The sequence below is a fragment of the Streptomyces ochraceiscleroticus genome (genome assembly GCF_000720485.1).
Lineage (GTDB): Bacteria > Actinomycetota > Actinomycetes > Streptomycetales > Streptomycetaceae > Streptomyces > Streptomyces ochraceiscleroticus.
Genome location: NZ_JOAX01000015.1, coordinates 138,246 through 156,919, shown reverse-complemented (window position 1 = coordinate 156,919; position 18,674 = coordinate 138,246). Strand labels below are relative to the sequence as shown.

The window sequence follows — 18,674 nt, the reverse complement described above, 5'->3', positions numbered from 1 at the left end:
GTGCGTATGCCCGACTAGGCAGTCTTGTTTGGATCAGTCGGTCGTGATCTGGTTGTGTCGTTGACTGACGCGCAGTGGGTGCGGATCAAGCCATTGCTTCCGGATCGGATGCCGAAGCGGGGTGGCCGCTGGAGGGACCACCGTGAGGTGGCCTTCGTTCTTACCGCCGGGCAGGCCGGGGACGCGCCCGCCTTCACGGACGTGCTGGACCGGCTGCGTCTTCCACGGCGCCGTGGAAGACCGCGCACCAAGCCGGAGGTGATCCTTGCCGACAAGGCGTACTCCTCCCGCGCGATCCGTGACTACCCGCGTAGGCGCGGCACCCGCGCGGTGATCCCCTTCCCCGCCGACCAGCAAGGCCACCGACTGCGTCGGGGCAGACGGGCCGGCAGGCCACCGGCCTTCGAGCGGGACGCGTACAAGCAGCGCAACACGGTTGAGCGGTGCATCAATCGCCTGAAACAGTGGCGAGGCATCGCCACCCGCTGCGAGAAGACCGCGACCGTCTACCTGGCCGGACTCCACATCGCGGGCATTTTCCTCTGGTCCGCTCGGTGATCCAATCGAAACTGCCTAGGGCCGGTGGGCTGAGAACAGGGTGAGTGTCTCGGCAAGCTGGGAGTGCTGGGGTTCGGGAAGCCGGTGCAGGGAGAACCAGTCGATGGCGTCGAACTTGTGGGGTTCGCCGAGGGCGACGTGCGCGGGGTCCACCCGGACAGCGAAGATCACCGCGACCCAGTGGGAGACGGGATCACCTCGCAGGATGTTGCGCACGCCGAGAGTCTCGACGGCGAGAGCCTCGGCGGCGTACTCCTCGCGTACCTCACGCCGCACGGCGTCCTCGAACGTCTCACCGTGTTCGAGAGCGCCGGCCCCGGTGTCCCACGTGCCCGGCTCGTCCCGCGCGCCCGTGCTGCGGCGGGCCAGCAGGATCCGGTCCGCTCCGTCATGACAAACGAAAACGCAGGAGACGGTAGGGGCCCGCAGCGCCCGGTCCTTGGGGCGTTCAGGCGGTGTGCAGATCATGTCCTGCTCTCCTCGGAGCTGTTCGGGGCGGTTGGCAGCCGAGCGTCTTGAGGGTCTGCGCGACCCCGGGTATCAGCTCCACCTGGTGGCCGGTGACCACCGCCGTGAGCTGCCGGATCTCCTCGCCCTCCGCCGCCGTCGCCGGCCGGTGCCGCAGTCGCTCGACGCAGTCGGTAAGCCTGCGCAGCAGCATCGGGGAGCACCTGGCTGTCGCGCCGCAAGCCGAACCTCCTGCGAATCGGGCAGAAATTCGGACTCTAGCCGCCTCGATCGTCCTCCCGCCAACGATTTCCCGAGGTGGGCGCCCCTCTCAGTCGCAGCAGCACGCGACGCCAGCGAGTCGGGGGCACAGCGGGACGGGCAAGATCCGAACGACAGGGCCTGGCCCGCATCACCGGCACCCACCGCCACGCCACCGGCGTGGCCGTACTCAACTCCCGGGCCTCACTGACGCCTCAGTGAGGCCCGGGGCCGGCGTCGCGGTCAGCCGTCCTTGCCCATGACCTTGCGGATGGCGTCCCGGGCCCGGTCCATCACCGCTGCCACGGGGCCCACGGCGAGGTTCCTCGCGGCGGTCTCTGTGCCGGGATGCGGATGGGTGGGCGCCGTCGCCTCGGCTGCCTTGACGGCCTTGGCCATCGTGGCCAGCCGGCCGGCGTCGTTCAGCCGCCGCAGCTGGGCGAACTCGTACCGCTCCTCCGCGCGGGCGTGGCCCATCACCGCGGAACGCAGCTCCAGCAGCCGCGGCATGAAGGCGGAGTCCTCGGGATCCATCCCGTCGAGCTCGCTCAGCACCTCCTTGGCCGCGTTCTCCTCGGCCAGCCGGTCCGCCACGATGTCCGCACCCCCGTCCACGGCGCGCTTCACATACGGATGGACGACCTCCTCCTCGGCCGTCTCGTGCACAGCGAGCATCCGCACCAAGCGCCGGAAGGCGTCCCGGCGGATGTCGCCGGTGCTCTGCTCCACCTCGTCGAAGAGGTTGCGGATCTCCCCGTGCTGGCCCATGAGCAGGGCGACCACGTCCTGCTCGGGTGCGGGTGCAGGGGTGGGTGCCGTCGCTGGACTCACCTTGTCCTCCAAGGCGTCGATGCGGTCGTCTCAGCTCTTCTCGCGCAGCTCGGGCACGGGGTGGTCGCCCCCGGACTGCATCCGGTACTCGCGGCCGAAGGTCTGGTGGTGCTCCTCCATGACGCGGTCGCTGGGCGGTGCCTCGCCGCCGTTCAGCGCTTCCTGCATGGCCTCGAAGCGCTCGTGGGCCTCGCGGACGTAGCCGGTGCCCAGCGTGGTGAGGTCCAGCTGCTCGGCGATCAGCTCGCGCAGGTACCCCTTGTTGGGCTCGAACGTCAGCACGTTGGGCAGTTCGGGTGCCAGGATCTCGGCCGGGTCCCGTCCATCGTGACGGTGCATCAGGTCACAGGCGAGATGGAGGTGTTCCAGCTCTTGGTTCAGGTGCAGCTCCCAGATGGCCTTCACCTTCGGGTCGCTCTCGGTCTCCATGAAGGAGTGGTAGAGGTAGCACTCGTTGTATTCGTGGTTGACCAGCTGCTCCCACCACGTCTCCCCCGGGTCCACCAGGGACTCGTAGTGCGTGACGTGCTCCTCCTCGATCAGCCCGATCTCCTGGTACAGCTGCCGGGCGATCGGCTCCATGTAGGTCGGCCCGACATTCATGTAGAAGTTCATCGTCTGCTGCTCGGCCGACATGACCGTCAGCGCGTGCAGCTTCGACAGCGGATCGGTACGGGCCTTGTCGTACGGCTCGCGCACGTTGTCCACCGGATGGCGGTGGTGCATACGGGTCGGGCGGCCCGGCATCACCTCGGTCAGCCCGTCCACGACCGACTCCGCCTTGCGGTGCTCGATCATCTCGTAGAGGTTGGCGTACCGGTACAGGTGGTCGAAGTCCTCCAGGACGCCGAACTGGTACGCCTGCTGGAGATACGGGTCCGGCTCGCTGCGCGCCACCCAGGCGGTCAGGTCCACCGCGACCTGCTCGTACGCGATGGTGGTCTCCAGGACCGACGAGACGCCCGGCAGCAGCCAGTTCACCGCCTTCTGCTGCTGCGCCTCGATGTAGCGCGTCCGCGCCAGCTGCCGCTTGACCTCCGGGTCCGGACAGTGCCGGGCGAACTGGTGGCTGAAGAGGATCGCCTCGACCTCGATGCCGTTCATCGTGATGATCCGGCACCGCGTGTACGGGTCGCAGTGGTCGGGATCGATCGGCGTCACGTTCAGCTCACGCCAGTTGCGCAGTTGACGGTCCAGCGGGATGCCCCGCTGCTCCAGAGGACTGAACGCCATGGGGGCCTCCCTGGCAAAGGGGGTGGGTCCGAGGATGGCCGGGGTACCCCGCCGCGGGACGCCGAATCGGCGAACGGGCCGATTCCACCCGGCGACGCGGCACACATGGGCCAGGCAGGAGCCGTCAGGCCGTGCGGAAGCTCTTGGCGGCCTGCTGGACGCGCAGGTCCTCGAGGATCTCGACCTGGTGGACGGCGCGTTTCAGGAGGCTGTCGAGCCTGGGCGCGTCCAGGCGGTCATCGGCCTCGGCCAGCTCGCGCAGCGTCCGCCAGCCCGCGGCCTTGCCCTCCACGCCCAACCTGAGCACCTCCAGTTCGAGCAGCGGGCTGAGCGGTGAGCGGGACAGCAGACGGCGGTTGTTCTTGAGCCGGCCGATCTTCTCGGCGGCCCAGCCCGCGCCGGCCTTGTAGCCCCGGGCCCGGATGCCGAGGTCCTTCATGATGCGCAGCAGGGCCGCCCGGTCCGCCATGATGTCGGCCGACAGCGCCTTGAGCGTCTCACCGGCCGCGGCGTCCACGGGACTCCTGGCCAGCCGGCGCGCCAGCTCCGTACCGAACGTCGCCCCGGCCAGATGGTCGTTCAGGTACACACCGAGCAGCGCGAGCCGGTCGCCTTGCGGGCCGCGCGGGTCAGTACGGGTCACGATCGCTTCCTCTCCTCCGGTGCCGTCCCGCTCATCGGCCCTGGGCGTTCTCCCGGGCCACCGGCCCCGCATCGGGGCGGCGGCCGGGCCGCAGCATGGCGTGCCGCTGTCCCGGACCGGGCCCGGAACGGGCGGCCAGGGCATCGGCGACCGCGCCGGTGGCGAAGGCGTAGACCGTCTTGTGCAGCAGGTCCACCGCCAGTTCCGCGCGCGGCCACGTCTGCGGCGGCGCGCCGACCCCGGTCGCGTTCTCCAGGATCTGGTCGTTGGTCAGCCGGACCACCGCGAACTTGGCCGAGGACCACGGGCCGCGCAGCCCGACGTGCGCCATGACCGAGCGGAGGACGCCCAGCAGGACGCCCTGGCCCACGTGCATGACCCGGTTCGTCGGCACCCGCTCCTCCCCGGGCCGGTCGGCCATGCCGGTCAGGCGCGCCAGGGTGCGGGCCGGAACATACGAGTCCGGCCGCCCGGTCAGGCGCTGCTCCGCCTTCTCGCCCAGCGTCATCACCGCCACTCCGGCGGCACCGGCGATCACGCCTTGGTACAGTGCGCGCTTCATCATGCGGCCACGAGTACCCGTGGGCCCGCGCATATCTCGGCCCCGGCGCCGAACGCCTCCTTCGGACGACGGCGTCACCCGAGCGCCCCTCCCGCCGGGCAGGGGTGACTTTTCTGAGCCTCGGCACCCGCAGTAGCCGATCCGCGCCGCTTATAGATCATCACCTTGTGTGACGGCTGCACCGTGTGGAGTCGGAGAGGACGATCCAGGCGGCCACGGTGGTCGCTGGCGCCGGCTACCTGCTGCGGTTCCCGCGAAGAGGCAGGTTAGACCGGCTTGGTCCTCGATCCTCGGGGGTGTCGCCGGACCGTTCGCCTCGCCTGCGGCGCACCTCCGTGGTGCGATGGAAAAGGGTGTCGGAGGGAGAGAGTGATGGTCCCACCAGTAGCGGAGCGCAAGAGTGGCGCGGCCCCGGTATCAGTCCGCCCGCTGGGTGAGGCGGACCTGGATCGGGCCGATGAGATCTGCAGGGGCGCCTTCGGGACCTTCCTGGGGGCACCTGATCCGTTCGGGACCGTCGACTACGTCCGCACCCGCTGGGCGGCCGATCCACAGGCGGCGTTCGCGGCGACGGTCGAGGGCGAAGTAGTCGGATCGAACTTCGCCACTGACTGGGGCAGCGTCGGGTTTTTCGGACCGCTGACCGTACGTCCGGATCTGTGGGACCAGGGCATCGGCAGGCGTCTGATGGAGCCGGTCATCGACTGCTTCGACGCCTGGGGGAACCGCCACGTCGGCCTGTTCACCTTCTCGCACAGTCCCAAGCATCTTGAGCTCTACCGCCGGTACGGTTTCTGGCCTCGATTCCTCACAGCCATCATGAAGAAGCAGGTCACAGACGGTGCCGCAGTCCCCGGCCGGATGCTCTACGGCGACCTGCCCGCCGCCGAGCGGCCCGATGCACTGAGCCGCTGTCGCGCACTGACCGGAGCCGTGTACGAGGGCCTGAACCTGGAACGCGAGATCGTGGCCGCCCATGCGCAGGGACTCGGTGACACCATCCTGCTCCCTGGCGCCGGCTCCGAGCTCGACGGCCTGGCCGTCTGCCACTGCGGAGCCGGGTCGGAGGCCGGCGAGGACGTGTGCTTCGTCAAATTCGGCGCCGTACGTCCTGGTCCGGAGGCCGCCGACCGGTTCGAGCGACTGCTCGACGCATGCGAGCGGCTCGCCGCCGAGCGCGGGCTGGGGCAACTGGACGCCGGCATGAACCTGGGTCGCCCGGATGCCTACCGGCGCATGATCGACCGCGGTTTCCGCACCTGGTTGCAGGGCGTGACCATGCACAGGCCCAACGAACCCGGGTACAGCCACCCCGACGCGTATGTGATCGACGACTGGCGCTGAGACCACCGCCGCGCTCGGCCCGCCAGGAAGGCCCGGTGCTGTCAGAACCCGTGAATATTCCGAACCAGTGCCGACGGCAAGACACCTCCTGGACCACTGTCGAGGTCCTGTCCACTCCCGCCCCGAATGCAAAACCACCCAGCCTGTACACGGCGGCGCCCGTCCTCACCGCTATGCCGGTCGGGGACGGGCCCGCCGTGCCCGTAGTGGAGCAGGTCACCGAGGCGTACGCCGTCGTCCGGACCTGGCCCCTGGCCGGTCGGCCCGTCCCTGCTGGCCTCGCAGTGCATCTGACGGCGACCGATGCTTCGCTGGGCGTGAGTGCGTCCGTGACCGGGTAGGACTGCGAACGCATGTGACGGGTTGTGACGGGGTGGAGCCGCGGGGGAGCCATGACGCTGAATGACAACCGACCGAGCGAGGTCGCAGCGCAGGCGCGTGCGTATATCCGGCAGGGCCGGCGCGTGTTCGCGGTGAGTGTGTGGCTGAAAGGCGGCATGTCCCGCACCGCTCGGGGGAGCGTCGACAGCCAGATCGAGGAAGAACTGGCCGACACCATCGAGCGTGTTGAGACAGGCGGTTGGATTTTGGACCGTATGTCTGCCATCTCGTCGGCCAAGGACACCCGGGTCGGAGTCGGTGATTACAGCGCGGTTCTCGTCTTCCGGCGGCGCTAGGGCTTCTCTTTCGGATCACGCTCATGGTGGTGCGGTAGGTTGCTCGCCATGGCCGAACTGGGATCCGTCGCCTGGCCGCCTGCGCCGATAAGGACCGAGCGGCTCGTGCTCCGCGAGTCCGAGAGCCGGGACCGTGCGGCGTTCATCGAGTTGTTCACCTCACCGGAGGTGGGCACCTACATAGGCGGCCCTCGACCGCGTGATGAGCTTGAGCGCGCGTTGGCCCGGCTCGGGTTGCTGAATGGCATGCCGGCTTGCACAGATATGAAGAGCCGGCCGTACGTCGAGGCATGTGACGTCACCGTGCTGGACGCGCCGTTCCATGCCGAGGGGAACATCGCTACGGCAGGCGGCTGCCTGGCCTCTCAGTATCTCGCCACCTGGGTGATCACCCGGATACTCGGGGAGGACGCCGCACGCGCCGTCATCGACTACGTGGCTCCGGTCGGCGAAAATCAGGAGACTGTCGAGCGCGCCTTGCATGCCGTCCACGCGGGCGTGGTTGCACTGCGCTGACGCCTCGGAGTCAGCATTTCGGGCCCGCTTGCCCTCACGACGACGACCTCTGAGCGCAACGCGTTGTCTGAGGTACGCGTGAGCCGTGGACGTGGCGAAACAAGCGGAGGGTCAGGACCTGCTGTCCCCTCTGGTTGCCCGTCAGCTTGACTTCCCCTGCGTGGTTTCGGCGAAGGCCAGCCCTTGCAGGGCGAGTCGTTCCGTTTCGTATGACCCTTCGGCCGTGGCCTCCACTTCGAACCCGTGCGCGACCTGCGGTGGGTAGCCGATGAGTTCGAGCGCCCGGCTGGGCAGCGCCTGCTGGGACGCCTCTTCCGACTCCCACAACAAGACGGCTCCCCACCGGTTGGTGTCCGGATCGGAGAGCCACATCTTCAAGCGAAGCCCGGGCACCTCAGAGAACGCGGCGACGGATTCCTCACGCAGGTACTCACGCATGGACTCGATGGTCTGTCCGGAGGCGGACAGGTCCCACCACACGATGTCGGCACGCATGGCGCTCCTTCCTTTCGAGAACGGAATCCGGCTGTGCTGTCGGCCGGCCACGGGCACGCGGTTACGGGGCGATGCAGGCAATTCTTTCCGCCGATCGGGCCGAGATCGGCGTGCCCCACGCCCTGCCCGGTGACGAGGTCACAGGCGGTCCAGGCGCTGTGGAGGGTGGGGCGGCCAGGGCCCCAGAGCAGGCAGCTCCCCCGCGGCCACTGGTGACACAACGGGCGTACGTCCGGCCAGCCAGGCCGCCAGGTCGCGCACGCCTCCGGTAACCACCGTGCCCGGCGGCCCGTCGCCGACGGACCACTGGCGGTCCACGTCCTTCGCACGGACGCGTGTGCCGGCCGGAAGGCGGCCGAGGAGGAAGTCGATGGCGTGTGCGGCCAGGTCCTCGGGCCAGTCCTCCGGCCGTACGCCGAGTTCCAGATCGACCATGTGGATCCATGCCTCGCGCCAGCGTGCGAAGACGGTTGCGGCGAGGTTCGCGTTGCGGAACGTTACCGGACGGCTCCAGTCCACGTCTGTGGCGCGTGCCCAGGATGCCTCCAACCCGGCCGTGTGCAGGGCGAGTTGCGCGCAGTGCTCGGCTGCGCTGCGGCCGGCCGTCGCCTCGATGATCGCGTTGCGCTCGTCGACCCCGCCGTTGTAGCCCGCTACGAGTTCACCACGCAGGGCATGTTCCGCGAGACGGGCGAACATTCTCGCGTTGTCGGTGAGATGCGCGAGAACGTGGCCGCGTGACCAGCCCGGAAGGGCGGATGCCTCGGCGACCTGCTGGTCGCTCAGCTTGGCCACGACCCTCTCCAGTGTCCGGTGGGCTTCGATCACGGCTGCGACAGGAGGTTGCATGCCCCTCTTTCCTACTGGGCGGGAGTCTGGTCGAGGACTGCCGGGGCCGGGGCCTGTGCAGCGAGTTCCTTGAGTGGTTCACCGCTCAGCCGGCATACCGTCCACTCGTTCAGCAGCTCCACGCCGAGCGACGTGTAGAAGTCGATCGTCGGTTCGTTCCAGGCCAGCACCCACCACTCGAAGCGCTCGTAGCCGTTTTGTTGACAGACCGCGGCCAGAGCGGCGAGCAGAGCCTTGCCGTGTCCTCCACCTCGCGCGTGCGGCCGTACGTAGAGGTCCTCCAGGTGCATCCCGCGCGTGCCGGTCCAGGTCGAGAAACGGGGGAACCACAGGGCATAGCCCACGGCCTGCCCCGTCTCGTCGTCCTCAGCGATCAGTGCGAACGCAGCGGGATGGTCTCCGAACAGCACGTCGCGGAGCTGCTCCTCGGTCGCTCGGGCCTGTTCAGCAGCCCGTTCGTACTCAGCGAGTTCGCGGATCATCGCGCGGATCTCCGCGATGTCGTCCACAGTGACGGCCCGGATCATGTCCGAAAGCATCGGCCACCGCACCGAGCCGTGTCCATCCAATTCTGCACCACCACTTCTCCGGCCGCCCGTCGGTTGGTGTGATGCACGCGGGCGGCGGCAACACCCCCTCGATCACGGCCCACTTCGCGTTACTGCGGTCCGAGGGGTGAGGGCGCCGCCGCATGCGCCACCTCCTTCACGGTGGGCCGGGGTCGGCCGGGTCAGGCGATGAGGTCGAGGGGCGCCTCGACGGAGTCGAGATGGGTGAGGATGTGTTGGACCCGCTTGTCGTCCGGGTCCAGGGCCGCGTGCGGGGCGAGGGTGCCGGTGATGAACCGGCGGACCTCGGTCAGCTTCTCCCGCGCGGACGCGACCTCGTACGACTCCAGTTGATCAGAGTCGGCCAGCAGAATCCGGCAGATGCACTCGGCATGCCGGCGGGCGGCTTCTCCTCTGCGCCGCCCGCCCTCGCAGCGGCGCGGTGGCACGCACAGCTACCCCCCTTTCACAAGGCGAGCCAGCTCAACGTCCATGTCCACCTCGCTGGTTTCGATGACATGTTCGATGCAGTCGCAGGTGGCGCGGATTTTCGCAACGTTGTCGTGAACGATGGTGCGTTCGTCCTCGCCGAGCCTCCGGTCACGCAGGCTGCCGGGGACGACGCGCGCTCACGCGCCGCGGCATCTTCCTCTCCCCCGCGCATCGCGGGTCCGGCCCCTTGTCGAGTCCGGTCATGCGGGTTATCGAGCCCAGTCATGCGTGTCGTCAAGAGATGCGGAGCCCGCGAGTACGAGCCGGAGCGCTTCAGCGTCCGATGTGGACGCGCCTACCCGTGGCTGCGGCGCGTTCGATGCTGTCGAGAAGGCGGTGGCGACGGACCGCGTGGGGGAAATCAGGAACGGTGTGTGTGTCCTCGGTCAGGTCTTTGTGCAGAGCGGTGTAGGCATGGGCGAGGGCGTAAGAGGGCTCCTCGGAGCGGCCGCTGAGGGCGGGAACCTTCTCGTAATCGGTAGGGACAGGGACTTCGGTGAGCTGGGCGTCGGTGCCGCGGGCGCCGTGCAGGGTGGCGGGTGCCAGCTGCAGGTGCCCGCTGGGCGCCGTGACGACGAGGTCGCCGTCGGTTCCGTTGATCTCCCAGTGGAAGTTCGTGCTGCGGGAGGATCCCCCGCGGTAGTGGACGGAGGCGACGGCCCCGCTCTCCAGAACGCCTGTGACCGCGACCTGGTCAGCGGCGGTCATGGCCGCGCTCTCGCCGGTCGCAGGGTTGGCGACGCGGGGGCGCCGGACCGCCGTGATGGCGGTGGCTTCGGTGAACTCACCCAGCACCATCGACAGTGCGTCGATGGTGTGCCCGAAGGGGATGGTGAGCAGGGTGGCGCCGTTGTCCCGATCGAGCAGGTACTCGTCGCCGGAGGAGAAGGTGGCTCCCCAGGCCGCACCCGAGGCGATCATGCTGGTGGACAGCACCTCCCCGACGTACCCCTCGGCGATCAGATCGCGCAGGTACCGCAGGGCGGGGTTGGCTCGGGCCTGAAGCCCCACGAAAGCACGAACGCCCGCGCTGGTGGCAAGGCCGGACAGGCGCTCAGCCTCTGCGAGGCCGTTCGCCAACGGCCACTCGCACAGCACGTTCTTGCCCGCGCGCAAGGCCGCCTCGACGAGCTCCCGGTGGTGGGGAACCTTCACCGTTACTACCACCAGGTCGACTTCGTCGCGGTGCACCAGCTCATCGGCGCTGCCGAATGTCAGCGGAACGCCGTACTTTTCTCCGGCGGCCCTGGCGGACTCGGCGCTGCTGGTACTCAGGGCGCGAAGTTCGAACCTGTCGTTGAGCGCTTCCAGGGCCGGCACGTGGGCGCGCGCGGCCCAGCCGCCACGCGCGCTCAAGCCGATGATGCCTACCCCTACAGGAAGCCTCAGCGGATCGGCGGCGGAGGCGGTCGGCGTGGCCGAGGCAGTTGACAAGGTACTGGTTCCTCTCTTCTTGCCCGGAAGGGGCATATGGCGGTCGCCTATCGGATGTTGGTGCTCACGCCGCAGCCATAGGCGGGGCGGGGAGCATGCGGGCAGAGGCAGGGCTGATGCCCCTCAGGCCCCGTCAGCGGGGCTGCGTCTCCCGGAGGAGCAGCCCTCTTGCCCCTGTCCGTTGCCGGCGGGGGCTACCGCTCGTCGAGGACTCCGGGGGTGTCGTGCAGGACGACGCTCTGCTCCAGCGGGACGCGTCCCACGTGGAAGCTGTTCGCCGGTGCGGCCAGGTCAGCGGCGCCGAAGGAGATGCCGAACAGCAGCTTGAGCTCCTCGGGAACGCCCAGGAACTCGCGGACGGTGTCCGCATACATCCCGAGCATGGTTTGCGGAATGCCCCCGAGTCCCCGGGCCGTCAGCGAGAGCAGGAAGTTCTGTGCGTACATGCCGATGTCACCGGCCGCCCGCACCCCGTCGCCGAACTTCGGCATGAAGAGAAACGCGGCGTGGGGGGCTCCGTGGAAGTTCAGGTTCTCCCGGGCATGCGCGTTCCTTGCTGCCCGGTCCGAGCGGGGTATCCCCAGAGCTCCGTACACGGTCGCGGCGTGGTCGTGCGCCCGGTCGAGGTAGGTTCCCTCGCCGAAGTCGGCGTAGTCGAAGGTGAAGTCGTAGGAGAACCGCTCCTCCTCATCGGCCTTGAGCAGTTCCTTGCTCAGGGCGTCGCGCGCCGCGCCCGAGACGACATGCACCGTCCAGGGCTGGGTGTTGCAGTTCGACGGGGCAGCTTGCGCGTCTTCCAGCACGCCGCGGATGTCCGACGGGGACAGCGGGGTGGGGTGGAATTTCCGGACGGAGTACCGGGAGCGCACGATGTCGGTGATGGGCGAAGCTGTGGCGGGCAAAACAATTCCTTTCAAGGGTGGATCCGTGGCGGAGACCACGGTTGCGTCTCACGGGGTTGAACGCGGCGGCAGCGCCAGGTGCGTCAGCGGTGGAGGGAGCGGTTGAGCTCGACGAGCTGCTCCCGCGTGGGCGTGGAGGTGTACTCGAAGTAGCGCTCCATCATGCGATCCCGGTTGCGCGGGGCCTCGTCCCGGTCGGCCGAGTTGAGGGCCCTCTCCAGGTCCTGCAGGCCCAGTTCGGTGCAGTAGGCGGGCATCATCGGCTGCTGGCGCCAGGAGTCGGCCAGCACCCCGGCGTCGAAGGGGTCGAAGCCCGTTTCGTCCACCAAGCGCATGCCCACGCGTCGCGCCTCCTCGGAGTCGGCCGCGACCGGCAGAGCGATGCGGTCCGGGGTGCCCGCCGGAGCGTCCCCGGCCTGGAGCGTTTGTGACAGCACGGCGTTCCACGCCTTGACCACGGGCCGCCCCAGCTGCTCGGTGACCCACAGGCTTTCCACCTGGCCGTTGTCCACCGCCTCGATGGCGCCGTCCCGGTGGGGCATGTAGTTGAAGGTGTCGATGACCACGGTCTCGCCGGGTACGGAGGCGAACAGCGGCGCCACCGCCGGGATCCGCCCGAACGGGATGGACAGAACGATGACGTCCTTGCCCTGGACGGCGTCGGCCGCGGTCACCGCGTGCGCCCCGAATTCCAGCGCCTCGGCATCGATCGTCTCGGGGCCCCGGGAGTTGGCCACCGCAACGTCGTGTCCGCCGGCGCTGAGCCTGCGCGCCAGCGTCGTCCCGATCGGCCCTGTGCCGATAACGCCAATTCTCATGATTTGTCCCTCTCGAGGTTGCGCCACCCCCTTGAAGGAGTGGCCAGGGTGTGATGGGTGACTGCGCGCGGGCATGCGACACCGCAGGAATGACCGACGGCGCCGGCGTCCGGCTGTAAGGAGAGCGGCCGGTGGCCTACTCCTCGTCGTCCTGTTCGCGGTATCCGCTCTCGATGAGAGCGCGCAGGCGGCCGAGCGATTCTTCGTCAGTGGCGCCGGTGCCGCTGATCCAGGCAGTGGAAATCGCTGCGAGGAACAGGTCGTAGCCCTTCACCGACGGCCGCGCGTGGCCCGCGAGTTGAGCGGCGCGCAGGTACTCGTCGGTGGTGGTGATGAGGTCATCACAGGGCAGGGTGAGCGGGTTGTCCGGGTCCTGCGCTCTGGCCGCGGCCATGAGCGGTTCCGGCAGCCCGCTGAAGGCGCTGAAGTACTCCTCCATCGCCCGCAACCACTGGCGCAGCCTCTCGGAGGCGTCACCGAGCTGCGCGATGTCCGCCCGGCGGGCCACCAGCTCCTCCGAACGCGTCTGCAGCACGGCTGCCAGCAGCGCCTCCCGGGTCGGAAAGTGCCGGTACAGCGTGCCGGGGCCCACCCCCGCCTCCTTGGCCACCGCCTCCAGGGAGGCACCGACACCGTCCCGCAGGAAATGACGCTGCGCCGCCGCAAGGAGGGCCGCACGATTGCGCTGGACATCCGCACGGGGCTTACGCCCCTGCTGCTTGCCGCTCATACGTCCTCCTGCTTCACGTGACGCCACTTCCAAAAAAGCGGAGGCTGTCTCCGCACAAGGTCGAGCGTAAAACGGAGGCGGCATCCGGTCAACCCGGCACCGCCGGGCTACTGCCACACGGGCGGCGCGTTTAATCGACATGAGCCGCGCCGACGCGGCCGAGGCTGTCGATGCCGCCTTGTCGTTTCTCCTCGCTGCGGAACGGGGTGCAGCCGAAGACGCGGTTCGGCCCTTGTGGGGAAGGAAGACCGAAAGACCGGTGGGGCGCGCGGCTCGGGAGAAAGGGAAAGGCTGAAGGCGGCCTGTGCGGTGCGTCGGGGCGGGATCGTCCATACCGCCTCGACCTTGGTGTGCGCGCGGGCTCTGCGGGCTGCTCGTCGAGGACTTCGCGCGCAGCCTGCTCGACGGTGAGGTACGGGGCCCCGGTCAGCGAAGCTCAAGGAGCTTGTCGGTGAACTCCGCGGTGGTGGCGCTGCTGCCTACAGGGCGGGGGCGGCCCGGTTGAAGCCATCGGAGTAGACGATCGCCAGGAAGTACTCAAGAAGTACGCAAGCTGCCGGATGTCCATCAGCGCGTCACGCGGTGTGGGCGCTTTCGCGGTCCTCCAGGGCGCTGATGGCGGTGGCGGTGAGACTGTGGGTGATGTGATTGTGCATCAGCTGGGCGGCCTTGGTGGCCTGGCTGTTCTCGATGAGGTCGACGAGCTGGTGGTGCTCCTGGAGGTCGCGGGTGCGGGGTTCGTCGCCGGGTGGGAGTTCGAGGCCGAGGCGCCGGTAGCGGTCGGACTTGTCCCACAGGTCGTCCAGCAGGCGGATGAGGACGTCGTTGTGCGAGGCCCGGTAAAGCGCCTGATGGAAGGCACGGTGGGCCGCGAGTGCCTCCTCGCCCCACTGGCGGGTGACGGGGAGCAGCTTGTCGACCGCGTTCCGCAGAGTGGCAATGTCGTCGTCGGTGCGGCGTTGCGCGGCAAGTTCGGCGGCGGTCGGGTCGAGGGAGAGGCGGACCTCGAACAGCTGGCGGGCCTCGTCGGAGCTCATGGTGGAGACGCGGACGTCGCGGTGGGTCTCGACGGTGACCAGGCCCTCGCTGCTGAGGCGGCGGATCGCCTCGCGCAGCGGTGTGATGCTCATGTTGAGCGAGTCGGCGAGATCGTACTGCGCAAGCCGGGCCCCGGCGGGAAGGGTGCCGGAGAGGATCTGGCCGCGCAGTTCCGCGTAGGCGAGATCACTTTTGCTGACGAAGAGGTTCGTGCCGGCCATCGCCCCCTGTGAGTCCTTCCCGGGTGTGCGCACCCTCTTGACAGCCTCGTCATGTCGCCTCAGCCTAACACCGACACATCTTATAAGATATGAGAAAGGCGCCGCTGTGAAGATCACCAACGTGTACGAGGGCGTCGTCCCGATCAGCTCCTCGATTCGCAACGCCTGGATCGACTTCAGCTCCATGGACTGCTCGATCGTGGCGATCGAGAGCGACGTCGTCCGCGACGGCAAGCCCGTCGTCGGCTACGGCTTCAACTCCAACGGCCGCTACAGCGCCGGCGAGATCCTGCGCCGCCGCATCCTGCCCCGTCTGACCGCCGCCGAGCCCGGCAGCCTCCTGGACGAGCAGGGGCGCTTCGACCACGCCAAGGCGTGGGAGGTGATGATGTGCAACGAGAAGCCCGGCGGCCACGGCGAGCGGTCGGTCGCGGTCGGTGTGGTGGACATGGCCCTGTTCGACCTCGCCTCCAAGATCGAGGGCAAGCCGCTGTACCAGTACCTCTCCGAGCGCTACGGCGACGGGCACCCTGACGACTCCGTCTTCGTCTACGCCGCCGGCGGCTACTACGCCCCCGGCAAGACCCTCACCGACCTCCAGGACGAGATGCGCGGCTTCCTCGACCTGGGCTACGACGTCGTCAAGATGAAGATCGGCGGCGCCGACCTGGCCGAGGACCTGCACCGTATCGAAGCCGTCATCGACGTCCTGGGGGGTGACGGCTCGCGGCTGGCCGTCGACGTCAACGGCCGCTTCGACCTCAACACGGCACTGGAGTACGGCCGGGCCATCGAGCCGTACGGGCTGTTCTGGTACGAGGAGATCGGCGACCCGCTGGACTACCACCTCAACGCCACGGTCGCCGAGCACTACAGCGGACCCATCGCCACCGGCGAGAACCTCTTCTCCCTCCAGGACGCCCGCAACCTGATCCGCTACGGCGGGCTGCGCCCCGACCGCGACACCATCCAGGTCGACCCCGCACTCTCCTACGGCCTGGTGGAGTACCTGCGCATCCAGGACATGCTGCGCCAGCACGGCTGGTCCTCACGGCGCTGCATTCCGCACGGCGGGCACCAGTTCTCCCTGCACATCGCCGCCGCCCTCAAGCTCGGCGGCAACGAGTCCTACCCGGGCGAGTTCCAGCCCACCGGTGGCTTCGCCGACGACGCCGTCGTCGAGAAGAGCCGCGTCGGCCTGACCGACATCCCCGGCATCGGCTTCGAGGGCAAGGCCGCCTTCTACAAGGTGCTGCGCGCCCTGCACAGCTGACCGGCCCCGCGGCAGCACGGCTCGCTCACGCCGCGGGCCGTCGCCGCAGCTCCATCCGGGCCTCACGTACGACCCCGGGGACGCGAGCCGCATCGCGTCCCCGCACCCCCACGGGACAGGGCTACACGATCGTCGTGCAAGGGAGCACCAACGATGACAAGCACCACCCCCACCGCCGCCGGCCGCTCACAGCGGTCACGGCTGAACCGTCTGATACGTGAGCTGTGGTTCCAGGTCGTGCTGGCCGCGGTCCTCGGCATCGCCGTCGGCATCCTCGCCCCCGGGTTCGGCGAGGATCTGAAGCCCCTCAACGACTGGTTCATCGCGCTGGTCAAGATGATCGTGATCCCGGTCGTCTTCTGCGTGGTGTCCACCGGCATCGCCTCCATGGACAACCTGCGCAAGGCCGGCCGGATCGGGGTCAAGGCGATCGGCTACTTCCTGGTGCTGTCCCTGGTGTCCATGCTGATCGGGCTGGTGGTCGCCAACCTCTTCCAGCCCGGCTCCGGTCTGGACGTCGACCCCTCCTCGCTGAACGCGGACGACGTGCCCGAGACCGCCACCGAGCACGCCACCTTCACCGGCTTGATCTCCTCCCTCATCCCCACCTCCCTGCTGGGCGCGATCACCGGCGACGCCATCCTGTCCGCCCTGATGGTCTCGATCGTCTTCGGTGTGGCCCTGAACATGGCCGGCGAGGACGGCGCACCGCTCACTCGGGGTATCCGGGCGCTGTCGGACGTCGTGTTCCGGATCGTGGGCTGGGTGATGCGGCTGGCGCCGCTGGGCACCTTCGGCGCCTTGGCGACCGTGGTGGCCACCTACGGGGCCGAGAGCCTCAAGCAGCTCGGCTACCTGATCATCCTGTTCACCGCGACCTGCATCGTCTACGTCCTGGTCGTGCTCGGGGCCATCATGCGGAGCTGCCGGCTGAGCCTGTTCGGCTTGATGCGTTTCCTCAAGGCCGAGCTGCTGGTGGCCCTGAGCACCTGTTCCAGCGAGGCGGTACTGCCGCAACTGGTGCGCAAACTGGAGACCCTCGGCATCGGCCGTCCCGTGGTCGGCATCGTCATCCCCTCCGGGTTCTCCTTCAACCTGGACGGCTCCGCGGTCTACCTCACGATGGCCTCCCTCTTCCTGGCCCAGGCCATGGGCATCGACCTCTCCTGGCAGCAGCAGCTCGTGATGGTCGGCGTCATGATGCTCACCAGCAAGGGCACCGCCGGCATCGCGGGCGGCGCGTTCATCGTCCTCGCCAGCACCGTCACCGCGGTCGGACACATCCCCCTGGCCGCGCTGTCGCTGATCGTCGGCATCGACCGCATCCTCAACGAAGGCCGGGTCTTCATCAACGTCCTCGGTAATGCCGTCGCCACCATCGTGATCGGCAAGTGGGAGAACGACTTCGACACCGACCAGGCCCGCAAGGTCCTGAAGTCCGGCAAGGCGCCCCCGCCGCCCCCACCGTCGGCCGAAGCCGACGCCGCCAAGGTCAGCGCCGACACCTGATCCTTCCACCGCACCCACATCGGGCGGCGGACACCACCCACCGCCCCGCACCACCGAAGCAACAGCAGAAGAGGACAGCCCGCATGAGCGCGCCCAGCGTCTCCTACTCGATGACCATCCGGCTCGAAGTCCCCGCGGGAGGTGGCGCCGTCTCTCAGCTGGCCGCCTCCATGGAGACGCTGGGCGGCTCGGTGACCGCCCTTGACGTCACCTCCTCCGACGCCGACCGCCTCGGCATCGACGTCACCATCTCGGCCACGTCCACGACCCACGCCGACGAAATCGTCCAGAAGCTGCGCGAGTTCGAGGGCGCCTCGCTCGCCAAGGTCTCCGACCGTAGGTTCCTGATGCACCTCGGCGGCAAGATCGAGATGTCGTCGAAGCACCCCATCCGCGACCGTGACGACCTCTCGATGGTCTACACGCCCGGCGCCGCCCGCGTCTGCCAGGCCATCGCCCGACAACCGCCGCGACACCACCCCGCCTCAAGCCGCGAAAACGCCTGAGGCCCGGAGACCTAAGCGGTCTCCGGGGCCCGTACGAAGCGGTGCGGCGGCTACCGCTGCCCGGCTTCGGTCCGCTCGCGGATCACCTCGGCGACCTCCAGCCCGTCACACTCGAACCGAACATCTCCCGCCAAGCCGAGGACAACGTGAGCGGGACTGGACCGGCCCGGCGGTGCGCCCTGTGTCCGGCCGATGCTGCCACCGCCGGGCACTGTCAGCGGCCGGCCTACCCGGGCAGGAAACGACGCTCCTGCGGGCGGCCAGGTCCACGGCTCGGGCACGGATTTCCTGATCCTCATTCACAGCCCGGACCCTACCCAGACCGGGACATCCTCCACCGGCTCAGCGTTAACCGCTGTACCGCTGTGCCCCAAGGCCGTATAGGAGGTCAGTGGTCGCGGCCGCGGCGCTGGACGGCGGATCGCACACAGCTCGGGCACACCCAGACCCGGCCCAGGAGCCGCGCATACGCGACGTCGGGGTGCTCCGGGCAGCGCAGGTCGTTCGAGTCGCCCTGAAGCCGGGCGGGAGGCAGGCGCAGCAGGTACGGCTCGGCCCAGCGGCGACCACGGTCGTCACGTTCCACCGTCGTCCTCCCCCTCATTCTCGTCCGGGTCGGGTTTCGACTCGTCGACCGTCTCGGCGTCCAGCAGCGGGTAGCCGTCCACGTCGTAGATCGCGTCGTCGTCGCCGTTGCGGTGGGCCATGACGCCCCCTTAGCCGGGATGCTGTGCTCTTACCGTAGCGCCGCCACCGGCGCGCGCTATGGCCCGTGCCGGGGCCTGTC

At 68.8% G+C, this 18,674-nt stretch carries 22 protein-coding genes and 3 pseudogenes; 7 read left to right on the top strand and 18 right to left on the bottom strand.

The genetic code is table 11. From position 1 onward, the window contains the following. Window positions 1-141: 141 nt before the first annotated feature. Window positions 142-558, top strand: a pseudogene (locus IG84_RS0120330) (transposase); the annotation flags it as partial. A gap of 15 nt (window positions 559-573) precedes the next feature. Here the strand turns inward: IG84_RS0120330 and IG84_RS0120325 are convergent. From IG84_RS0120325 to IG84_RS0120300, 6 genes are all read right to left on the bottom strand, one after another. Further along, window positions 574-1,026, bottom strand: a complete 453-nt coding sequence (locus tag IG84_RS0120325) for an NUDIX domain-containing protein (protein WP_031059121.1) — start codon at window positions 1,024-1,026, stop codon at window positions 574-576. Beyond that, a complete protein-coding gene (locus IG84_RS0120320) occupies window positions 1,007-1,219 on the bottom strand; it encodes a hypothetical protein (protein ID WP_031059118.1) in 213 nt (70 codons plus the stop codon). Before IG84_RS0120320 ends, IG84_RS0120325 begins: the two co-directional genes overlap by 20 nt. A 290-nt stretch (window positions 1,220-1,509) precedes the next feature. Further along, entirely contained in the window at window positions 1,510-2,034 is a 525-nt protein-coding gene (locus IG84_RS0120315) for a hemerythrin domain-containing protein (RefSeq protein ID WP_078649107.1), read from the bottom strand. A 93-nt stretch (window positions 2,035-2,127) separates the two neighbouring features. Next, window positions 2,128-3,330, bottom strand: a complete 1,203-nt coding sequence (locus IG84_RS0120310; protein ID WP_031059113.1) for a hypothetical protein — start codon at window positions 3,328-3,330, stop codon at window positions 2,128-2,130. Between the two features lie 124 nt (window positions 3,331-3,454). Continuing rightward, complete coding sequence (locus IG84_RS0120305) at window positions 3,455-3,973, bottom strand: hypothetical protein (RefSeq protein WP_031059110.1); 519 nt, start codon at window positions 3,971-3,973, stop codon at window positions 3,455-3,457. 31 nt (window positions 3,974-4,004) lie between these two features. Continuing rightward, window positions 4,005-4,538, bottom strand: a complete 534-nt coding sequence (locus IG84_RS0120300; protein WP_031059108.1) for a hypothetical protein — start codon at window positions 4,536-4,538, stop codon at window positions 4,005-4,007. A gap of 369 nt (window positions 4,539-4,907) precedes the next feature. Here IG84_RS0120300 and IG84_RS0120295 point away from each other — a divergent pair, with 369 nt between their 5' ends. From IG84_RS0120295 to IG84_RS42325, 3 genes are all read left to right on the top strand, one after another. Continuing rightward, complete coding sequence (locus tag IG84_RS0120295) at window positions 4,908-5,879, top strand: GNAT family N-acetyltransferase (RefSeq protein WP_051862057.1); 972 nt, start codon at window positions 4,908-4,910, stop codon at window positions 5,877-5,879. Between the two features lie 392 nt (window positions 5,880-6,271). Then, the gene (locus IG84_RS0120290) at window positions 6,272-6,556 is read left to right on the top strand and encodes a hypothetical protein (RefSeq protein ID WP_031059103.1); all 285 of its coding nucleotides are present in this window, start codon (window positions 6,272-6,274) and stop codon (window positions 6,554-6,556) included. Between the two features lie 48 nt (window positions 6,557-6,604). Next, a complete protein-coding gene (locus tag IG84_RS42325) occupies window positions 6,605-7,072 on the top strand; it encodes a type 1 glutamine amidotransferase family protein (protein ID WP_169749887.1) in 468 nt (155 codons plus the stop codon). Window positions 7,073-7,213: 141 nt separating this feature from the next. Here IG84_RS42325 and IG84_RS0120280 read toward each other — a convergent pair whose 3' ends face one another. From IG84_RS0120280 to IG84_RS0120240, 10 genes and pseudogenes are all read right to left on the bottom strand, one after another. Next, window positions 7,214-7,567 carry a hypothetical protein gene (locus IG84_RS0120280; RefSeq protein ID WP_031059099.1) on the bottom strand — a complete coding sequence of 118 codons (354 nt, stop codon included), beginning with the start codon at window positions 7,565-7,567 and terminating at the stop codon, window positions 7,214-7,216. 138 nt (window positions 7,568-7,705) lie between these two features. Beyond that, on the bottom strand, window positions 7,706-8,416 hold the full coding sequence (locus IG84_RS0120275) for a maleylpyruvate isomerase family mycothiol-dependent enzyme (protein WP_037800627.1): 711 nt from the start codon (window positions 8,414-8,416) through the stop codon (window positions 7,706-7,708). Window positions 8,417-8,427: 11 nt separating this feature from the next. After that, entirely contained in the window at window positions 8,428-8,943 is a 516-nt protein-coding gene (locus IG84_RS0120270; protein WP_037800654.1) for a GNAT family N-acetyltransferase, read from the bottom strand. A gap of 203 nt (window positions 8,944-9,146) precedes the next feature. Next, on the bottom strand, window positions 9,147-9,413 hold the full coding sequence (locus IG84_RS0120265; RefSeq protein WP_078649091.1) for a hypothetical protein: 267 nt from the start codon (window positions 9,411-9,413) through the stop codon (window positions 9,147-9,149). A gap of 6 nt (window positions 9,414-9,419) precedes the next feature. Beyond that, a pseudogene (locus tag IG84_RS42320) lies at window positions 9,420-9,578 on the bottom strand (DUF6192 family protein); the annotation flags it as partial. A gap of 151 nt (window positions 9,579-9,729) precedes the next feature. Then, window positions 9,730-10,926 carry a Gfo/Idh/MocA family protein gene (locus IG84_RS0120260; protein ID WP_078649089.1) on the bottom strand — a complete coding sequence of 399 codons (1,197 nt, stop codon included), beginning with the start codon at window positions 10,924-10,926 and terminating at the stop codon, window positions 9,730-9,732. Window positions 10,927-11,084: 158 nt separating this feature from the next. Further along, window positions 11,085-11,792, bottom strand: a complete 708-nt coding sequence (locus IG84_RS0120255) for a nitroreductase (protein WP_031059086.1) — start codon at window positions 11,790-11,792, stop codon at window positions 11,085-11,087. A gap of 83 nt (window positions 11,793-11,875) precedes the next feature. Next, window positions 11,876-12,610 carry an NADPH-dependent F420 reductase gene (locus tag IG84_RS0120250; RefSeq protein WP_031059083.1) on the bottom strand — a complete coding sequence of 245 codons (735 nt, stop codon included), beginning with the start codon at window positions 12,608-12,610 and terminating at the stop codon, window positions 11,876-11,878. Between the two features lie 136 nt (window positions 12,611-12,746). Further along, the gene (locus IG84_RS0120245) at window positions 12,747-13,340 is read right to left on the bottom strand and encodes a TetR/AcrR family transcriptional regulator (protein ID WP_031059080.1); all 594 of its coding nucleotides are present in this window, start codon (window positions 13,338-13,340) and stop codon (window positions 12,747-12,749) included. Window positions 13,341-13,915: 575 nt separating this feature from the next. Beyond that, entirely contained in the window at window positions 13,916-14,599 is a 684-nt protein-coding gene (locus IG84_RS0120240) for a GntR family transcriptional regulator (RefSeq protein WP_031059078.1), read from the bottom strand. Between the two features lie 106 nt (window positions 14,600-14,705). Between IG84_RS0120240 and IG84_RS0120235 the strand changes: the two genes are divergently transcribed. The 3 genes and pseudogenes from IG84_RS0120235 to IG84_RS38115 form a co-directional block, all read left to right on the top strand. Then, complete coding sequence (locus IG84_RS0120235; protein ID WP_031059075.1) at window positions 14,706-15,872, top strand: mandelate racemase/muconate lactonizing enzyme family protein; 1,167 nt, start codon at window positions 14,706-14,708, stop codon at window positions 15,870-15,872. 153 nt (window positions 15,873-16,025) lie between these two features. Then, window positions 16,026-17,381, top strand: a complete 1,356-nt coding sequence (locus tag IG84_RS0120230) for a cation:dicarboxylate symporter family transporter (RefSeq protein WP_078649087.1) — start codon at window positions 16,026-16,028, stop codon at window positions 17,379-17,381. A gap of 83 nt (window positions 17,382-17,464) precedes the next feature. Beyond that, window positions 17,465-17,848: pseudogene (locus IG84_RS38115) on the top strand (ACT domain-containing protein); the annotation flags it as partial. 427 nt (window positions 17,849-18,275) lie between these two features. On the opposite strand, the gene IG84_RS0120220 reads toward IG84_RS38115, so the two are convergent. Both IG84_RS0120220 and IG84_RS42645 read right to left on the bottom strand, forming a co-directional pair. After that, window positions 18,276-18,473 (bottom strand): hypothetical protein, encoded by a 198-nt coding sequence (locus IG84_RS0120220; protein WP_031059069.1) that lies wholly within the window; start codon window positions 18,471-18,473, stop codon window positions 18,276-18,278. Beyond that, window positions 18,463-18,594 carry a hypothetical protein gene (locus IG84_RS42645; RefSeq protein WP_281179357.1) on the bottom strand — a complete coding sequence of 44 codons (132 nt, stop codon included), beginning with the start codon at window positions 18,592-18,594 and terminating at the stop codon, window positions 18,463-18,465. Before IG84_RS42645 ends, IG84_RS0120220 begins: the two co-directional genes overlap by 11 nt. Window positions 18,595-18,674 lie beyond the last annotated feature (80 nt).

Excerpts from the sequence above, each read along its gene's own strand:
- IG84_RS0120325 (WP_031059121.1), bottom strand. The coding sequence starts at position 1,026 with ATGATCTGCACACCGCCTGAACGCCCCAAGGACCGGGCGCTGCGGGCC.
- IG84_RS0120320 (WP_031059118.1), bottom strand. The coding sequence starts at position 1,219 with ATGCTGCTGCGCAGGCTTACCGACTGCGTCGAGCGACTGCGGCACCGG.
- IG84_RS0120315 (WP_078649107.1), bottom strand. The coding sequence starts at position 2,034 with ATGGGCCAGCACGGGGAGATCCGCAACCTCTTCGACGAGGTGGAGCAG.
- IG84_RS0120310 (WP_031059113.1), bottom strand. The coding sequence starts at position 3,330 with ATGGCGTTCAGTCCTCTGGAGCAGCGGGGCATCCCGCTGGACCGTCAA.
- IG84_RS0120300 (WP_031059108.1), bottom strand. The coding sequence starts at position 4,538 with ATGATGAAGCGCGCACTGTACCAAGGCGTGATCGCCGGTGCCGCCGGA.
- IG84_RS0120295 (WP_051862057.1), top strand. The coding sequence starts at position 4,908 with ATGGTCCCACCAGTAGCGGAGCGCAAGAGTGGCGCGGCCCCGGTATCA.
- IG84_RS0120290 (WP_031059103.1), top strand. The coding sequence starts at position 6,272 with ATGACGCTGAATGACAACCGACCGAGCGAGGTCGCAGCGCAGGCGCGT.
- IG84_RS42325 (WP_169749887.1), top strand. The coding sequence starts at position 6,605 with ATGGCCGAACTGGGATCCGTCGCCTGGCCGCCTGCGCCGATAAGGACC.
- IG84_RS0120280 (WP_031059099.1), bottom strand. The coding sequence starts at position 7,567 with ATGCGTGCCGACATCGTGTGGTGGGACCTGTCCGCCTCCGGACAGACC.
- IG84_RS0120275 (WP_037800627.1), bottom strand. The coding sequence starts at position 8,416 with ATGCAACCTCCTGTCGCAGCCGTGATCGAAGCCCACCGGACACTGGAG.
- IG84_RS0120270 (WP_037800654.1), bottom strand. The coding sequence starts at position 8,943 with ATGATCCGGGCCGTCACTGTGGACGACATCGCGGAGATCCGCGCGATG.
- IG84_RS0120260 (WP_078649089.1), bottom strand. The coding sequence starts at position 10,926 with ATGCCCCTTCCGGGCAAGAAGAGAGGAACCAGTACCTTGTCAACTGCC.
- IG84_RS0120250 (WP_031059083.1), bottom strand. The coding sequence starts at position 12,610 with ATGAGAATTGGCGTTATCGGCACAGGGCCGATCGGGACGACGCTGGCG.
- IG84_RS0120245 (WP_031059080.1), bottom strand. The coding sequence starts at position 13,340 with ATGAGCGGCAAGCAGCAGGGGCGTAAGCCCCGTGCGGATGTCCAGCGC.
- IG84_RS0120240 (WP_031059078.1), bottom strand. The coding sequence starts at position 14,599 with ATGGCCGGCACGAACCTCTTCGTCAGCAAAAGTGATCTCGCCTACGCG.
- IG84_RS0120230 (WP_078649087.1), top strand. The coding sequence starts at position 16,026 with ATGACAAGCACCACCCCCACCGCCGCCGGCCGCTCACAGCGGTCACGG.
- IG84_RS42645 (WP_281179357.1), bottom strand. The coding sequence starts at position 18,594 with ATGGCCCACCGCAACGGCGACGACGACGCGATCTACGACGTGGACGGC.